This is a genomic window from Geopsychrobacter electrodiphilus DSM 16401 (genome assembly GCF_000384395.1).
In the GTDB taxonomy this organism is placed as follows: domain Bacteria; phylum Desulfobacterota; class Desulfuromonadia; order Desulfuromonadales; family Geopsychrobacteraceae; genus Geopsychrobacter; species Geopsychrobacter electrodiphilus.
Genome location: NZ_ARWE01000001.1, coordinates 157,713 through 173,904 on the forward strand (window position 1 = coordinate 157,713; position 16,192 = coordinate 173,904).

Here is a 16,192-nt window from a genome sequence, read left to right on the forward strand (position 1 = left end):
GAGAACAGATTTTAGCTGGTTTGCCGCCTCATAGCCGTAGCTATGGGGCAAAAAGGAGCTGACATATGGGCCAAACAGCTGGGTTTGCAGCCGGTCATTCATTCTGGGACAGCCTCCTATGGCCTGTCGGATTGTGACATGGAAGAAGATCAGGGAGAAGTGCACGGATGAACATATTTTCTAAAACCGAATATGAACAGCGCCTGCTGAACACCAAGACCGCGATGGTCAAGCAAGGGCTTGACGTCATCCTGCTGGCCGACCCCGCCAACATGAACTATCTGACCGGCTATGACGGCTGGTCCTTCTACACGCCACAGGTTGTTCTCGTTGTCCTCGACGAGCAGGAACCCTTCTGGATCGGACGCGCCATGGATGCAAACGGCGCCAGGCATACCTGCTACCTCGCAGGGGATCACATTATTGGTTACCCGGAAAATCTCGTTCAGACGGCCGCCGACCATCCGATGCGCTTTGTGGCCGATTTTCTCAAAGAACGACATTGGGACAAGCGTTCGATCGGGCTGGAGAAGGATGTCTATTACTTCAATGCCAGGTGGCTTGAGGAACTGCAGCAGGCCATGCCTCTTGCCAATTTCCGCGACTGCAGCCTTCTGGTGAACTGGGTGCGCAGCATCAAATCTGCGGCGGAAATAACCTATATGCAGCGCGCCGGAAAAATTGCCGAGCGGGCGATGCAGGCGGCCATTGACAACATCGCTCCCGGCGTCAGGGAATGTGATGCCGTCGCTGAGGTCTACCGTGCCCAGATTCGTGGGACCAAAGAGTTTGGTGGTGACTATCCCGCCATCGTGCCGATGATGCCGACCGGTGAGAAGACCTCTGCTCCACACCTGACCTGGACTGACGAACCCTATAAAAATGAGCAGGCGGTCAATCTGGAGCTTTCCGGTTGTTGTCACAGGTACCACAGCCCCCTGGCCCGCACGGCCTACATCGGCCGGAACCCGCCCCGGAAGCTGCAGGATCTGGCCAAAAATGTGGTAGACGGTTTGAATCTCACCCTGGACGCGATCAAGCCCGGGATCAGTTGTGAGGATGTGGAACTGGTCTGGCGCAAACACATCGCCAAATTCGGCCTGAAGAAGGACTCCCGTATCGGATATTCCACGGGCTTGAACTATCCCCCCGATTGGGGGGAGCACACCATGAGCTTGCGCCAGGGGGATAAGACATTGTTGCAACCAAATATGACCTTTCACATGATTCTGGGCATGTGGTTGGACGACGGCGGCTATGAATGCAGTGAGGCTTTCAGGGTCACGGAGACCGGCTGTGAGACGTTCGCCAACTTCCCGCGAAAGTTGTTGCAAATCTGACCAGCGTTAGTTTATCGCCACGACGGGAGAAGACGCATGTTATTCCAGGCTAGAAAAAATCAGACCTCCTATGGCGAAGCCATCGGTATTCTGTTGCTCGATTCCGGTGCACCGTTCATTCAGGGCGATGTCGGGAATGCTACCACCTATGATTTTCCGGTCAGGTTTAAACGGATTGACGGACTGACCGTGCCCCGCATTTTCGCGCACGATCAGTCGTTTATCCAGAAGATGGTCGACGGCGCGCGCGAGCTGGAACGGGAGGGGGTCAAGGCGATCACTGGGGATTGTGGTTTCATGGCGATCTATCAGACTGAAGTCAGCAAGGCTGTCGATATCCCGGTGCTCTTGTCGAGCCTGCTGCAGATCCCTTTTATCAAAGCTACGCTTCCTGCCAGCGCTAAAATCGGCATCCTGACCGCCAACTCCAAGGCGCTGACACCTGAGGTTTTCGAACGGCTGGGGATTAATGCGCGGGAATCTCTGGTAATTTCCGGGATGGAGAACTGTGAAAATTTTCGCGCGGCGGCCATCGCCGAAACCGGCGAGCTCGACAGCGACAAGATCAGGACCGAGACGGTCGAGAGGGCCAGGGAACTCGTGATACGGAATCCGGGTGTTCGCTCGATTCTGCTTGAATGCAGTCTGATGCCGCCCTATTCGGAAGCGGTTCAAGGCGCGACAGGTCTGCCCGTTTACGACTATATAACCATGATTAACCATGCTTATTCGGCCATAAAAGCCAAACACTATGCAGACACCATGTGATGGGGAGCTCTGAGTAATGGGTAAGATCCGACAAAGAATCGAAGAGCTGAACCGGGAACTGATTGATCTTCGGCGTGATTTTCATCGGCACCCTGAGCTTGGATTCCAGGAGCACCGCACCGCCGGGGTGGTGGAAACCTATCTCAAGGGTCTGGGCATCGCCACGGAACGGGTTTCAAGCACCGGGGTGGTGGGGTTGCTGGCCGGGACCAGGCCCGGACCGGTGCTGATGTTGCGCGCCGACATGGATGCTCTGCCGGTCGCCGAAGAGAATGATCTGCCTTATAAATCAATCAATGCCGGGATCAGTCATGCCTGTGGTCACGATGCCCATATGGCCATGCTGCTGGTCGCGGCCAAGGTTTTGTCAGAGCATCGGGACGCGTTGACCGGGTCGATAAAGTTTGTTTTTCAGCCGGATGAGGAGGTCGCCGGCGCAATCCGTATGATCAAGGATGGCGTCCTGGAAAATCCTCGCGTGGACGCAGCGATCGGCATGCACATCTGGACGCCGCTGGAATCGGGCAAGATTTCCATTACCGCCGGCGCGGTGATGAGCAGTCTGGAAGTGTTTAAGGTGACAATCCACGGTAAGGGCGGGCATACCGGCTCTCCCGAAAGTGCGGTCGATCCGATCCTCGCCGCGGCAAACCTCATTCAAACCGTACAGCTGGTCCAGACTCGCGAAATCAACCATCTCAAATCGACGATCATCATGTTCGGCAAGATTCACGGCGGCACGAAAAGCAACATTATTCCCGACACTGTGGAGCTGGAAGGGTCAATCCGTTTTCTTTACGCCGGTGGGCCCGAGAGCGCGGAACAGCCTGTTGAACGGTTCAAAAGGATCGTGCGCGGAGTGTGCGAAACCCACCGCTGTACCTGTGAGATTGAAATACAGACGGAAAATATCCCCCTGGTCAACGATGACGGGATGGTCCGACGCGCTAAAGCCACGGCAAAAAAGGTCTTTCGTGAGGATGAGATCATCGAGAGCCAATATCTGGCCAGCGAAGATTTTGCCTTCTTTGCGGCGAAAGTCCCCGCCGTTTTCATGTTCCTTGGCTGTGGAGATGAGGGGAAGAAAACCACCTATCCGCATCATAGCTGTCATTTCAATATTGATGAAAGCACACTCCACCTCGGGGTGGAAATGTATATAAGGACCGCGATCGATTTCTTCAATTGTGTCGAATAGTTGCTGACTTGATGGGGATGAGAACCACGCTGTCAGCAGCCTGAAATGTTCATCCCTTGGCTAGGAAAAGTTTTAAAACCCAATCACGAGAAGGAAAAGTTATGAAGAAACTTGTTGGATTACTGGCTATCTGCATCTTTCTGTCGACTTTCAGTATTGCTTTTGCTGGTGGCTACACTGGCGGACCGATCAAGGCAAAACTCGCTTCCGAGGAGATTGCCGGCGATTTTATGACGGTCTGGGCTAACAACTTTGCCGACCACATGAAAAAGTGGTCTGACGGCAAGATTGATATCGAGGTATATCCCTATGGAACCCTGGGAGCAACCGGCGATATCAATGAACTCTGTCAGCTCGGTGTCGTTGATTTTGTGTTCTCAGACTATGCCTGGATCAGCTCGTTTGTTCCGCAGGCCCAGGTGTTGACCCTGAATTATCTGTTCCCGACCGAAAAAGTCCCACAGGTCCTGGACTGGATGATTAAAAATGGTGAGTTCATGCCGCTCCTTGAGAAATCCTTCAACAAGAATGGACTGGTACCACTTTCGATCATGTTTGAAGGCTGGCAGTGGCTGTCATCGAAAGATCAGGTTAAATCCCTGGCAGATATGAGTGGTCTTAAATTGCGCGTCATGTCTTCCAAGCTGCTGGTCGAAGGCTATCGGGCTTATGGCGCCAGTCCTACTCCCATGAGCTACGGTGAGGTCTACAGTGGTCTGCAGATGGGTTTGATCGATGCTCAGGTTAATCCGTTGTTTGCAATCTACAGTATGAAATTCTATGAAGTTCAGAACTACCTGACCCAATTGAAGAGCGAACCTTTCGTCGGCATCCCCACGGTTAACCAAAAGTTTTTCAAGAGTCTGACCAAGGATGCCCAAGCTGAAATGCTCAAATACTGGCACGACTCGATTATCCCTGCCGGGAAATGGATCACGGCGCGCAATGCCAGTGACCGCAAGAAGATTGAGAAGGCCAAACCGGCCATCAAATTTCATACGCTGGATGCTGCTGCTGTTGCCCAGTTCAAAGCCAGGGCCGAAACCGTGTATCCCCAGTATGTCAAACTTGGAGGTGAGGGAGCTCAGCAGATTCTTGATGCCTTCCTGAGAGATGTTGAAAATTCTAAAAAAGCATTAAACATCAAATAACCGGTCGTCAGAGCCCTGCAGCGGTCAGGCGACTGCAGGGCTTTGTTTGTCCAACGAAAGGGCATGGGTCCATGAGTGAAAAAGACAAAGGCAGGCGGCCGCAGAACATTTTCCAGCGCTTTAACCACAATGTCGGTGTTGTGTTGAACGGCATCGAAGTTTCGATTCTGGTGTTTTGCGTTGCCGCTCTTGCCGTGCTTCTGATTACTAATGTTTTTGCCCGGACGTTTTTTCAAAGTATTTATTTTGCCGAGGAGATCTCGAAGTTTCTGGTGATGCTGATGACCTTTGTCGGGGTGAGCTATGGGGTCAGAAAGGCGCGGCATATCCGGATGGGGGCATTTTTAGACGCCATGCCGCCGAAGGTTGAAAAAGTTTTTCTGATCGTAATCTCCCTGGTCAGCGCCATTGTGATGGGAGTTATGGCCTGGTTCTCCTACCAGTACCTGTTAAATGCCATGGAGATGGGACATATGACTCCGGCCTTGCGGGTTCCCACGTGGACCTTCTACATCATTCTCCCGATCGGATTTGGACTGGCCTGTCTGCAGTATCTCCGCACCATCATCAAAAATCTGACTGAGAAGGACCCCTGGCAGTCACCTGATCAGCAGAGCGAGTATGAAGATGAGCAGATTGGAGGGACCCCCCAATGACCATGTTAGTTACAAGTCTGATCTCGATGCTGCTCTTCGGGTTCCCCTTCATGGTCACCTTGCTGGGTTCCTTGATGTTGTACATTTATGTCTACATGCCTGATTTTGCACCGCGCCTGATGATGACCATGGTGCAACAGGTGACTACCGGATTGACTCCGCCCGCACTGGTTTGCGTGCCGATGTTCATCCTCGCCGCGAGCCTGGTTACCTCAGGGCAATCCGCCGGACGGATGATCCGGATGATCAAAACCTTCGTCGGCCACCTGCCTGGCGGATTGCCAATAACTGCTAACGCCAGTTGTACTCTCTTTGGCGCGGTTTCAGGTTCAACCCAAGCGACTGTAGCGGCTATTGGTGGCACCATGCGGCCGATGCTGCTCGAGGCGGGATATAGCAGTTCTTTCACGCTGGGGTTGATTATCAACGCTAGCGATATTGCCTTTCTCATCCCCCCGAGTATCGGGTTTATTGTTTATGGAGTCGCAACCAGTACCTCGATCGGTGCGTTGTTTCTGGCTGGGATTATTCCTGGTCTGATGATTCTCGTGATGTTTTCGGTCTATTGCTATTTTTATTCGAAAGCCAAAAAGATCAAGGTGCTGCCCAAGGCGACCGGCGCTGAAAAAATTGCTGCGCTTAAAGACAGCCTCCCGGTTATGGGCTTTCCAGTCATTGTCGTCGGTGGCATCTACTCTGGAATTTTAAGTCCAACGGAAGCGGCCGCGGTATCAGTCCTTTATGCTCTGATCGTGGAAATGCTTATTTACAAGAGTTTGCCCATGCACCGGGTGATTGATGCCTTTTTGCAGACTGGAGTTATCACCGGAGTCGTTTTTATCCTGGTAGGTGCGGGTCAGGCATTCTCCTGGCTCATCGGGTTTTTACAGCTACCGCAAAAATTTATACCCCCATTGTTCGGACCCGATCCCTCGATGTTCCGCGTGATGGCGATCATTGTGGTGGTTTATTTTGTGGCCTGTATGTTCGTCGACCCGATCGTGGCAATTTTTGTTCTGAGTCCCATTTTTCAACCCTATGTTGTCAGCGCCGGGGTTAATCCCATTCTGCTTGGGACGCTTGTCACCTTGCAATGCGCCATCGGTTCGGCGACCCCGCCCTTCGGTTGTGATATTTTTACCGCACAGTTGATCTTCCGACGACCCTATCTTGAGGTTATCGGTCATTCTTTGCCATTTCTGCTGATCCTGATCGCGGCAACTATCATCCTGATGGTCTTCCCGGGTATCGTCATGTTTTTACCGAATCTGTCGATGGGAAATTAAGTCAATCGCCAGATCTGCAGGGTCATGCCTGAAAAGCAGCGACTGCGTATTCCTCATAAAAAAAGTTGGGAGAAAATATGGATTTTAAAAACGTGTTGGTATTGACCGATTTTTCCAAAGATTCTGAAGATGCGTTACAGGATGCGGTCAAATTTGCTGAAAAGTTTGGCTCTCATCTGACGATTCTTCACGTCGTGCAAGATGAGAGCAGCCTCAGCTTCGTCTTGTCGAACAAAGAGTATCGCAGCCTGGAGGACAGGCTTGACCTGCACGCCAAACAGATGTTCGTGGCGCTGGAAGAAAAAGTCCCCGGCTTGAAGGCTCTCAATTTTACAACCAAAACCCGCAAGGGCATCCCCTATATCAACTGTCTGTATGAGATAGAGAGCGGGGATTACGATCTGGTGTTTGCCGGTTCGCGCGGGAGATCCGACATGAAACACATCTTTGTCGGCAGTACCGCCGAAAAAATCATGCGGCGATCACCGATCAGCGTGTTTATGACGCGTAGCCATCTATGATGGCGTCGCAAAAACTCGCCAACTGCTGCGTTGCTGCAATTGCTCTCACTGCTTCGACGTACGTAAGTACGCCTCATTGCTCGACAATCGCGCGCCTTGCATTTGACGCTTTTTGCTTAGCCATCCAACCTGATGCTTTTTGTGAAAGCCTCATTTAGAGTCCGAACAATTTTCGGGCGAGGATTCTCTTAAGCAACGGAGTTCCCGATTCAATGGATAAAACCAGCCTTTATCTTCAAGATGTTTTTCTCGCCAGACAGCGCTGCTGTGGTTTTGCTCATAAGACTCCGCTGCTCCACTCGCTTCCACTGAGTGCTGCCACCGGGCGAAAGGTGTATCTCAAGCTGGAGAATCTGCAACAGACCGGATCGTTCAAGATTCGTGGTGCGGTCAACAAGTTGCTTTCGTTGTCATCCGCAGAACGCGAGCGGGGGGTGATCGCCTTTTCCACCGGCAACCATGGCCGCGCCGTCGCCTATGTCGCCGCTCAATTGGGTGTTAGGGCGGTGATCTGCATGTCTCACCGGGTTCCTTCATACCGGGTGGCGGCGATGGAGGCCCTGGGAGGGGAAGTGATTCTCCATGGGCAAAGTCAGGACGAGGCTTATGTCAAGGCCTTGGAACTGGAGCGGGACGAAGGGTTAACTATGGTCAAGCCCTTTGACGATCCTCATGTCATAGCCGGTCAGGGAACGATCGGCCTTGAGATTCTGGAAGAACTCCCTCAGGTCGACTGCCTGCTGGTGCCGCTTTCGGGCGGCGGTTTGCTGGCCGGAATTGCTCTGGCGATGAAGGCGACCTCTCCTGCGATCAGAGTTGTCGGGGTCGGACTCGAGGTTTCGTCCCCGATGCAGGCCAGTCTGCAGGCCGGGCGGCCAGTGGAGATTGAGGAGACGGACAGCCTGGGTGATGCCCTGTTGGGCGGGATAGGACTGGATAACAGCTATACCTTCCCCATGGTCCGGGACCTGGTGGACGAGGTCGTTCTGGTCACCGAAGAGGAGATCGCTGCGGGGATATTCTATGCCTTCGACAGCCACCGCCAGGTCATCGAAGGTGCGGGCGCGGTCGGAATCGCCGCCCTGCTGGCCGTCAGGGTTTCATCCCTAGGTGAGAATGTTGCGGTTGTGGTCAGCGGCGGGAATGTCGATCCAAGGCTTTTAATCGAGATTGCAGGGAAAAAATATGCCTGAGTCCAGTTTAGTCCCACAGCTTCCGTTTGAACGTGCGGAATATCAGAAGCGGGTAAAAAACACCAAAGAGGCCATGGGGCGATCAGGCGTGGAGGCCCTGCTGGTCACCGAGCCAGGGAACATGAACTACTTGAGCGGCTATGATGGCTGGTCCTTCTATGTCCACCAGGGGGTCCTGTTGTTGATCGATCAGGAGGAACCGATCTGGTTCGGTCGCGCCCAGGACAGCAACGGCGCGTTTTTGACGACCTGGCTGAGCAAAGAGAACATCTACGGCTACCGTGACAATTATGTGCAGTCGAAGCTCTCTCACCCGATGGAGTTTGCCGCCGACATCCTCAAAGAGCGGGGCTACGGCCAGCGCCGTCTGGCGGTGGAGATGGACAGCTACTACTTTACCGGTCGCTGCCTCGATACGCTGCGCCGCTGCTTGCCACAAGCGGTGATCAGCGATGGGGATGACATTGTCCGCTGGGTGCGCTGCGTCAAATCGGCAAAGGAGCTAGAGTACCTGCGTATGGCCGCCCGCATAACCGAGCAAGTCATGCAGAAGGCGATTGACGGCATCGGGGTCGGGGTGCGAGAAGGTGATGTCGCCGGAGAGGTTTATAAGGCCCAGATCTGCGGTACCATCGATTATACCGGCGATTATCCGGCGATTGCGCCGATCATGCCCTCCGGCATCCGGACCTCAACCGCCCATCTGAGCTGGACCGACCGCCGCTATGAAGATGGCGATATCGTGTTGCTCGAACTGGGCGGTGCCAAACATCATTACAACATGCCATTGGCCCGCACGGTGATGGTCGGAGAGCCCCCAAGTGAGCTGCTGGACGTGGCCGAAACCGCCATTGAAGGCCTGAACCGAACCCTGGCGTTCATCCGCCCGGGGGTGACGGCCGAAGAGGTGGAAGCGACCTGGCGCGAGTCGATTTCCGGCAGCCGCGTGGTCAAGGAATCGCGGGTCGGCTACGCCTTCGGCCTGAACTACCCCCCCGACTGGGGTGAGCACACGCTCAGCCTGCGGCCTGGTGATAAAACTGTACTCAAGCCCAACATGACCATCCACTTCATGCCGGGGATCTGGCTCGACAGCTTCGGCTTTGAATGTACCGAGCCGATCGTAGTCACCGAACAAGGCTGCGAAACCTTTATGGATTTTCCGCGCCGGTTGTTTGTCAAATAGTTGCTATTCAGCCCTTTTGCGAGGGCCTGCGGCCTACAACTGTTACCTGCGTCCAACGTTGTCGCTTAACTTCCCTTCGGCAACAGCCGCAGCCCACATGCCGTACCGATTTCGTTAGGTACTGAAGTTACATCAAATAAAACCATCACCCCTATGAAAAGGGGAGAGGAGCACAGGATGAAAAAAGAAGTGATCTTTTCCACCAAAGCACCCGCGCCTGGGGCTTATTCCCAGGCCATCAAATATGGCGACCTGATCTTCGTGTCGGGCCAGACTTCCGATGATCCGGTCAGCCATCAGCCGATCAAGGACAGCATCGAGGCGCAAACAGAGCGGATACTCAATCACATCAAATACATCCTCGAAGCCGCCGGCTCAGGACTGGATAAGGTCCTGAAATGCAACATTTACCTTTCAGACTGGGAGGATAAAGCGCGGATGAATGAGGTCTATAAAACGTTTTTCCCGCACGCCCCTCCGGCCCGCATCTGCATGGCGGTTAAGGGGTTGGATTCGGGGCTGAACGTCGAGATCGATTGTATCGCCGGGGCCTGAAACGGGTCCCTGTCTTGTCAGGGATCACCGGTTAAGCCGAGTGAACGCTTACTTTCATTTTAGCTATAAACGGGCGCGAGGTCTCAGTTGAATTTACAGGCGGTCTCATTTGTTCGGGAACGTTGGACCGGATTTTGTTTCGCCCTGGCTTCAGCGCTGTTTTTTTCCTTGCTGAATGTCGCCATTCGTTACAGCGAACCCTACTTCGACGTGTGGCAGATCATGTTTGCCCGATCTGTCTTTGGTCTTCTGGCAATGCTCCTGGTTGCGCGGTTGAGCAGGGTCAGCTTGGGTGGAGTGGAGCGGAAAACTATGCTCCTGATCGGGGTAGTCAGCGTCATCAATGTGATTTGTCTGACTGCCGCAATTTTTCGCCTGCCGCTCTTCGAGGCTCTGGTTCTGCTTTACCTCTATCCAGTATTTGCTGCTCTACTTTCCCCCCTGATCAACGGCGACCGCTTCGGCGGTAGCGACTGGGGCCTTATTGTTCTGGGGCTAGTCGGTACAGTTCTGGTGCTCTGGCCCGGCGAGTTGCACAGCCAACTGTCCAGTGCCCATCTGTTGGCCCTTGGGGCCGCCCTCAGTTATGCCTTGACCACGACCCTGATTCGCCGGGTCGCCCGGCTGAACAACCCATTGATTCCGTTTTTTTATATTTGCCTGGTGGGGTGTATCGTCTGCGCCATACCGGCATTGGCTCTGAAGCCCCTGGTCAATCTTCCTCTGGTTGGCTGGGTGGGGCTTTTCTCCCTATGCCTGTTCGGTTTACTCGCCTATCTGGCCAGCATCAAGGCGCTGCAATATCTCCCCTCGCCCCGGGTGGGAGTGATCTCCATGGCGGAAGTTCTCTTCAGCAGTCTTCTCGGATTCTGGCTTTTTCATGAACACCTCGGTAGCCTGGCCTTGACTGGGGGTGCCCTGATCATGGTGAGCGGCCTGCTTTTGAGCATCAAACCGCTGTATCGGCATCCCGTAAAAGCGGTCCTTTGAAAACGTTTAATGCTCGTCGCAGCCTGTTCCTTCTTAAGGTTACTTGTTTCCCGGATTCAGCAGCGCTATAGTCGGGGGCCGCCGGGGTTCGGTTAAGTTTGAGCCTGTTTTGGCTGCGTGGAAGTCCTATCTTTGACCCCTATCTCATTACTTAAAGCAGGTGTAAACCTATGCGTCGTAGCGAAAAAGCCGTCACCCATATCGCCGGTCTCGAACAAATTTTATGGCAGGGGCGGGTCTGTCAGTTGGCGATTGCTGATGTCCCCTCCCCCTATATCGTGTCGCTCAGTTACGGATACGGCGACGGTATTCTCTATTTTCACTCGGCCGCGGAAGGCCACAAGATCGAACTGCTTCACTGCAATCCGCAGGTCGGTTTTTCGGTGGTCGTCGATCTGGGAATCGTCGAGGGCGAGCAGCCGTGCAACTGGGGTGCTCGCTTCCGCTCGGTGGTTGGTCAGGGGCGGGTTGAATTTATTGAGGAGTCGGAATCGAAACGCACTGCCTTGAAGCTGTTGATGGCGCAGTACGGGGAGGGGGCCTTCGACTTTCCGCTAAAGGCAATTGAGGAGACGACGGTCTTCCGACTGGTCATCAAAGAGATGACCGGCAAGCAGTCGCGGGTTTAAGCGTGGCGGAGACAAATCTCACCCTCTGGCGGCAGCTGCAAGCGGTCCTGTGCGAACTTGTTCGCGAGACCCTGAGCACCTGCCTGATTCTGTTCAAGATCATCGTTCCGATCAGCATCGCCACGCGTTTTTTGCAACAGTGGGGGGTGGTCGATCAGCTCGGGGTGCTGCTTGGACCGGTGATGCATCTGGTCGGCCTGCCGGGGGAGATCGGCCTGGTCTGGGCGACGGCGATCGTGACCAACCTCTATGGTGGGGTTGTGGTCTTTGCTTCGCTGGCGCCGGGACTCGACTTGAGCATCGCCCAGGTGACGGTGCTGACCAGCATGATGCTGGTGGCGCACAGTCTGCCGGTGGAGCTGCGTATCGCCCAGAAAGCCGGCACCCGTTTTCGCACCCAGGCGCTGTTGCGCGTCGGTGGCGCGCTGCTGCTGGGTGGACTGCTCAATTTCGGTTATCACCTGACGGATAGTTTGCAGGGGGCAAGCCACTCCTTATGGAACCCGCCAGCGGTTGATCCCTCCTGGCTTGGTTGGGGTCTGAATGAGTTGCGCAATCTGGCCTCAATCGCGCTGATTATCTTCAGTTTGATGTGCCTGCTGCGGCTGCTGAAAAAAATCGGGCTGGTTGATCTGTTAACTCGCAGCCTCGAGCCAGTGTTAGCGCTGCTCGGCATGGGGCGACAGGCCGCACCCCTGACGATTGTCGGCATCACCCTGGGCTTAAGCTATGGTGGCGGCCTGATTATTCAGGAGGCGCAGTCCGGCCGCCTGAGTAAGCGGGAGGTCTTCAGCTCCATCGCGCTCATGGGCCTCTGCCACAGCCTGATCGAGGACAGCCTGCTGATGATGGTCTTGGGTGGGCATGTCTCGGGGGTGTTCTGGGGACGTTTGATCTTTGCCCTGCTGTTGGTTTTTCTGCTGGTCCGCCTGATCCGGGTTCTGCCACAGAACGTCTTTGAACGTTACTTTGTACGTCCGGCGTTGGTGAAGAGCGAACCGCAGGCTGAGGAGCTCCGTTGTTGCTGATCTCAATCATCGTCGCCATGGCCAGAAACCGCTGCATCGGCCGCGACGGCCGACTCCCCTGGCATCTCTCCGGGGATCTGCAACGCTTCAAACAGCTGACCATGGGGCATAGCCTGCTGATGGGGCGCAAGACCTTTGAATCTATCGGCAGACCGTTGCCGGGGCGGACCAGTTATGTCCTCAGCCGGGACGCAGCGTTTAATGCCCCGGGCTGTCACGCCTTTGGCGATATTAGCGCGGCGTTGGTTGCCGCCGAGGCAGCCGGTGAGAATGAACTCTTTGTTTGCGGTGGCGAGGAGATTTATCGTCAAATGCTGCCGCGCTGCGGACGTATCTATCTGACCGAGCTTGAACGTGAGGTTACGGGCGATGCCTATTTCCCGCCGCTACCGGCAGAACAATTCCAGCGGGTACGACGGGTCACCCTGGTTGAGGATGAGACCTATACCTTTTCGGTGTACGAACGCAGGGGGTAGTTCCGGCCGTTGGTTGGGCCCGAAATACGCTGCGTAAAAAGGCCCCGTCGGCAGCTGCCGACGGGGCCTTTTTACCTCCGCGCCAAGCGGCTCTGGTTAGAGCAGATCCCAGCTGTGGAGCATTTTAACGGCAGCGTAATATGAGATGGCGATCAATGCGATCCAGGCTAAAATGAGCATGGTGAAACCTCCTGTCAGTAGCTTTTTTTGTCGGCGGTCAATTCTTTCAGGGTTAATTTTTGGCTATCCATCTGGCGCCAGACCCAGATGATATAAGCCAGCACAAAGGGGACGGTCAGGGCAACGTAGGACATCATGGTCAGGGTGTAGTGACTGCTTGACGCGTTGTAAATGGTCAGGCTGCTGGCCAGATCGACCTTGGACGGATAGAAGGCGGTGTTGTTGTAGCCGGCGAGAAAGAAGATCGCCAGGCAGGTCAGCACCGTGCCCAGGCCCGCCGGCCAGATTCCGCGCACCGATGCGGTAAAACGATTCAAAACGACCCCGACAATGACCAGCGCCAGTCCAGAGAGCAGCAGCACCAGATTGAGCGGCATCTGGAGCAGATTGTTGAGATATTTATGGGCTTCCATGGTGACAACCCCGCTGACCGGATTGACCGCGTAGCCATCCATCAATATCAGGCTGACCAGCACGTAGAGCAGAAAGGGCAGGGCGCAGAGCAGGTTGTTGAACCCCGATTTTTTCAGACGCCGGACCAGACTGTCGTGGTCGAGGTTGTTCGCCAGATAGAGCGCACCGAGGGTCCGTGCCAGAAACACCAGAAAGAGTCCGAAGCTGAGATTGAACAGGCTGAAAGCGGCTTCAAGACCACGCAGCGAATGTGTCCAGTGAACCAGATTATATGCGTTGAGAGTGAAATTTGATCCGGTAAAAAAGGTTCCGAGCGCGGCACCGATCAGTAACACCCCGACGGTCCCGTTGATGAACAGAAAAATTTCGTAGGTCTTCTGACCGAGGAAATTATTCGGTTTACGTCGGAATTCATAGCTGACCGCCTGGATGATAAAGGTAAACAGAATCGCCAGCCAGACCCAATAGGCCCCGCCGAAACTCGAGGCATAAAAGAGCGGGAATGAGGCGTAGAAGGCCCCGCCGAAGAGAACCAGAGTGGTAAAGGTCAATTCCCATTTGCGTCCGAGGGAGTTGGTGATCAGGGTCTTTTCGTTGGCGTCGGCCGCCAGGGTTAAAATCAGGGTTTGCCCCCCCTGAACGAAGGTCAGAAAGACGAAGAGCCCACCGACGACAGAAACGATCAACCACCAGAGTTGCTGTAACGTCGACCAGTCAAGGTTTCCGAGCATGATTTATTCTCCTTCCGGACCGATAGAGATTTGCTTGACCATGATCTTCAGTTCTGCGATCAACAGCGCGGTGAAGAGGGTCAAGAACAGGAAAAACGTCACCATGACCGTGCCGGAATCGAGGTTTGAGCGGGCAATGCTGACCGGCAGTAGACCCTGAATCGCCCAGGGTTGGCGGCCGACTTCGGAGACGACCCAGCCCGCCTGGGATGCCACCCAGCCCAGGAAGAGTGAGGCGACACCCAGCTTGAGGATGAAAGTCTTTTCTTCCAGACGATTTTTTTCCATCAGGTAGATATAAACTACGAACAACAGGATGAAAAACATCCCCAACATGACCATGATGCGGAAGGCATAGTAGGTCAGCAGGACCGAAGGCACCGCCTCTTCGGGCGCGTTCAGATAACCGTAACCGAGGAATTTCTGATCCTGATCAAAGCGGCTGAGGGCCGCCTCGGCTGCAGGTTTATCCCCGGTGGCACTGGCTCTTTTATAGGCGCTCAGGTTAGCGACTGCCTGCTTGCCGCGCGCGATTTTTTCCCCGACCCCGACAATCCCCTGAGTCGGGTTGCCGTAGACCAGATCATTAATCCCCGGCACAAAACCCTGAAAGCTGCGTTTGGCCAGTAGTGTCAGCATCCCCGGAATTTCGATTTTGTAGAAGAACGCGTCCTTGTGATCTCCCGGTTTTTTCTCCGGGTTGATCAGGCCGATGACCGCCAGTCCGGTGGGCAATCCACCATCGTACAGTGCTTCCATCGCGGCCAGCTTCATCGGTTGGGTGCGGGCGGTGATGTAGGCATGCTCATCCCCGGTGAAGGCCACGAAGCATGAACTGAGCAAACCAAAAACGCAGGCTACGGCGATCGAGCGCTTGGCGAACTCGATATGTCGCTTCTTGAGCAGGTACCAGCTGGAAATCCCGAGAACAAAGAGTGAAGAGAGCAGGAACCCCGAGCTGGTGGCATGGACAAAATGGCTGATAGCCACCGGGGATGAGATCACCGCCCACAGATCCTGCATTTCGAAACGGGCGGTTTCGGGGTTGAAGCTCATTCCGATCGGGTACTGCATCCAACCGTTGGCGACCAGAATCCAGAGGGCCGAGAGGCTGGAGCCGACGGCAACCATCCAGGTTGAAAATAGGTGGAATTTTTGTGACACCCGGTTCCAGCCGAAGAACATGACGGCGAAGAAGGTCGCTTCGAGAAAAAATGCCAGAATCCCCTCGATCGCCAGGGGTGCGCCGAAGATGTCGCCGACCATCCAGGAGTAGTTCGACCAGTTGGTGCCGAACTCAAACTCCAGAATAATGCCGGTGGCGACCCCGATCGCGAAATTGATCCCGAACAGCGTCATCCAGAAGCGCGTCAGGGTTTTCCACTGCGGGTTGCCGGTGCGGACATAAATCGTCTCGAAAAATGCGCACAGAAAAGAGAGTCCCAGAGTCAAAGGTACGAATATCCAGTGGTACATGGCGGTCAGGGCGAAGGTCCCTCGCGCCCAGTTCACCATACTCAAATCAAGCGACTCAATCACGTTTGTTCCTCCTGTTCTCGGTCTAAGGTTAGGGTCTTTGACTGGCCGGTTTCTGACGACGGTTAGCGCCCTTTTGTTGATGGCGAGGTCAGCTGCTGCAGAACATAGTCAGCGCACTGTGAATCGGTATCAAAGCGACTGGCTAAAAAGTCGGGGAAAAAGAACAGCTTCAGGACGGCAAAGATAATAAACAGCTTGAGCAGGATGATTTTCCACAGGGTGCGCCCCACAACCATGGAACGAAAGCCATTCAGGTAGAGATCAACGGCATTTTTAAGCATCTTTCCCTCCTCTGATGTCGCACGTTTTGTGTGGAATTATAACAGGTGCGGATGCTTTTACGTGATTGTG

17 protein-coding genes are annotated in these 16,192 nt (G+C 54.5%); 14 read left to right on the forward strand and 3 right to left on the reverse strand.

Features of this window, described 5'->3' with window-relative positions:
* Positions 1–167: 167 nt before the first annotated feature.
* From D888_RS0100755 to D888_RS20260, 14 genes are all read left to right on the forward strand, one after another.
* Positions 168–1,340 (forward strand): M24 family metallopeptidase, encoded by a 1,173-nt coding sequence (locus D888_RS0100755; RefSeq protein WP_020674608.1) that lies wholly within the window; start codon positions 168–170, stop codon positions 1,338–1,340.
* Between the two features lie 36 nt (positions 1,341–1,376).
* Positions 1,377–2,108, forward strand: a complete 732-nt coding sequence (locus D888_RS0100760) for an aspartate/glutamate racemase family protein (RefSeq protein WP_020674609.1) — start codon at positions 1,377–1,379, stop codon at positions 2,106–2,108.
* Between the two features lie 16 nt (positions 2,109–2,124).
* Complete coding sequence (locus D888_RS0100765) at positions 2,125–3,306, forward strand: M20 metallopeptidase family protein (RefSeq protein WP_020674610.1); 1,182 nt, start codon at positions 2,125–2,127, stop codon at positions 3,304–3,306.
* 101 nt (positions 3,307–3,407) lie between these two features.
* On the forward strand, positions 3,408–4,457 hold the full coding sequence (gene dctP / locus D888_RS0100770; RefSeq protein WP_020674611.1) for a TRAP transporter substrate-binding protein DctP: 1,050 nt from the start codon (positions 3,408–3,410) through the stop codon (positions 4,455–4,457).
* 71 nt (positions 4,458–4,528) lie between these two features.
* The gene (locus D888_RS0100775; protein ID WP_020674612.1) at positions 4,529–5,113 is read left to right on the forward strand and encodes a TRAP transporter small permease; all 585 of its coding nucleotides are present in this window, start codon (positions 4,529–4,531) and stop codon (positions 5,111–5,113) included.
* Complete coding sequence (locus D888_RS0100780) at positions 5,110–6,399, forward strand: TRAP transporter large permease (protein ID WP_020674613.1); 1,290 nt, start codon at positions 5,110–5,112, stop codon at positions 6,397–6,399. The genes D888_RS0100775 and D888_RS0100780 overlap by 4 nt, the downstream gene beginning before the upstream one ends.
* A gap of 77 nt (positions 6,400–6,476) precedes the next feature.
* Positions 6,477–6,920 carry a universal stress protein gene (locus D888_RS0100785; RefSeq protein WP_020674614.1) on the forward strand — a complete coding sequence of 148 codons (444 nt, stop codon included), beginning with the start codon at positions 6,477–6,479 and terminating at the stop codon, positions 6,918–6,920.
* 212 nt (positions 6,921–7,132) lie between these two features.
* A complete protein-coding gene (eutB, locus tag D888_RS0100790) occupies positions 7,133–8,113 on the forward strand; it encodes a hydroxyectoine utilization dehydratase EutB (protein WP_020674615.1) in 981 nt (326 codons plus the stop codon).
* The gene (locus D888_RS0100795; RefSeq protein WP_020674616.1) at positions 8,106–9,299 is read left to right on the forward strand and encodes a M24 family metallopeptidase; all 1,194 of its coding nucleotides are present in this window, start codon (positions 8,106–8,108) and stop codon (positions 9,297–9,299) included. The genes eutB and D888_RS0100795 overlap by 8 nt, the downstream gene beginning before the upstream one ends.
* Before the next feature lie 177 nt (positions 9,300–9,476).
* Positions 9,477–9,854: a RidA family protein gene (locus D888_RS0100800; protein ID WP_020674617.1), complete on the forward strand. Its 378-nt coding sequence runs from the start codon at positions 9,477–9,479 to the stop codon at positions 9,852–9,854.
* Positions 9,855–9,941: 87 nt separating this feature from the next.
* Positions 9,942–10,844, forward strand: a complete 903-nt coding sequence (locus D888_RS0100805; protein ID WP_020674618.1) for a DMT family transporter — start codon at positions 9,942–9,944, stop codon at positions 10,842–10,844.
* A gap of 170 nt (positions 10,845–11,014) precedes the next feature.
* Entirely contained in the window at positions 11,015–11,473 is a 459-nt protein-coding gene (locus tag D888_RS0100810) for a pyridoxamine 5'-phosphate oxidase family protein (RefSeq protein ID WP_020674619.1), read from the forward strand.
* Positions 11,474–11,475: 2 nt separating this feature from the next.
* Positions 11,476–12,501 carry a nucleoside recognition domain-containing protein gene (locus D888_RS0100815; RefSeq protein WP_020674620.1) on the forward strand — a complete coding sequence of 342 codons (1,026 nt, stop codon included), beginning with the start codon at positions 11,476–11,478 and terminating at the stop codon, positions 12,499–12,501.
* Positions 12,492–12,977, forward strand: a complete 486-nt coding sequence (locus tag D888_RS20260; protein ID WP_156826913.1) for a dihydrofolate reductase — start codon at positions 12,492–12,494, stop codon at positions 12,975–12,977. The genes D888_RS0100815 and D888_RS20260 overlap by 10 nt, the downstream gene beginning before the upstream one ends.
* Positions 12,978–13,171: 194 nt before the next feature.
* On the opposite strand, the gene cydB is transcribed toward D888_RS20260, so the two are convergent.
* The 3 genes from cydB to D888_RS0100840 all read right to left on the reverse strand — a co-directional run bounded on the left by cydB (position 13,172) and on the right by D888_RS0100840 (position 16,122).
* Positions 13,172–14,302, reverse strand: a complete 1,131-nt coding sequence (cydB, locus tag D888_RS0100830) for a cytochrome d ubiquinol oxidase subunit II (RefSeq protein WP_020674622.1) — start codon at positions 14,300–14,302, stop codon at positions 13,172–13,174.
* Between the two features lie 3 nt (positions 14,303–14,305).
* Positions 14,306–15,841, reverse strand: a complete 1,536-nt coding sequence (locus tag D888_RS0100835; RefSeq protein WP_020674623.1) for a cytochrome ubiquinol oxidase subunit I — start codon at positions 15,839–15,841, stop codon at positions 14,306–14,308.
* A 62-nt stretch (positions 15,842–15,903) separates the two neighbouring features.
* On the reverse strand, positions 15,904–16,122 hold the full coding sequence (locus tag D888_RS0100840; RefSeq protein ID WP_020674624.1) for a DUF4492 domain-containing protein: 219 nt from the start codon (positions 16,120–16,122) through the stop codon (positions 15,904–15,906).
* Between the last annotated feature and the right edge of the window lie 70 nt (positions 16,123–16,192).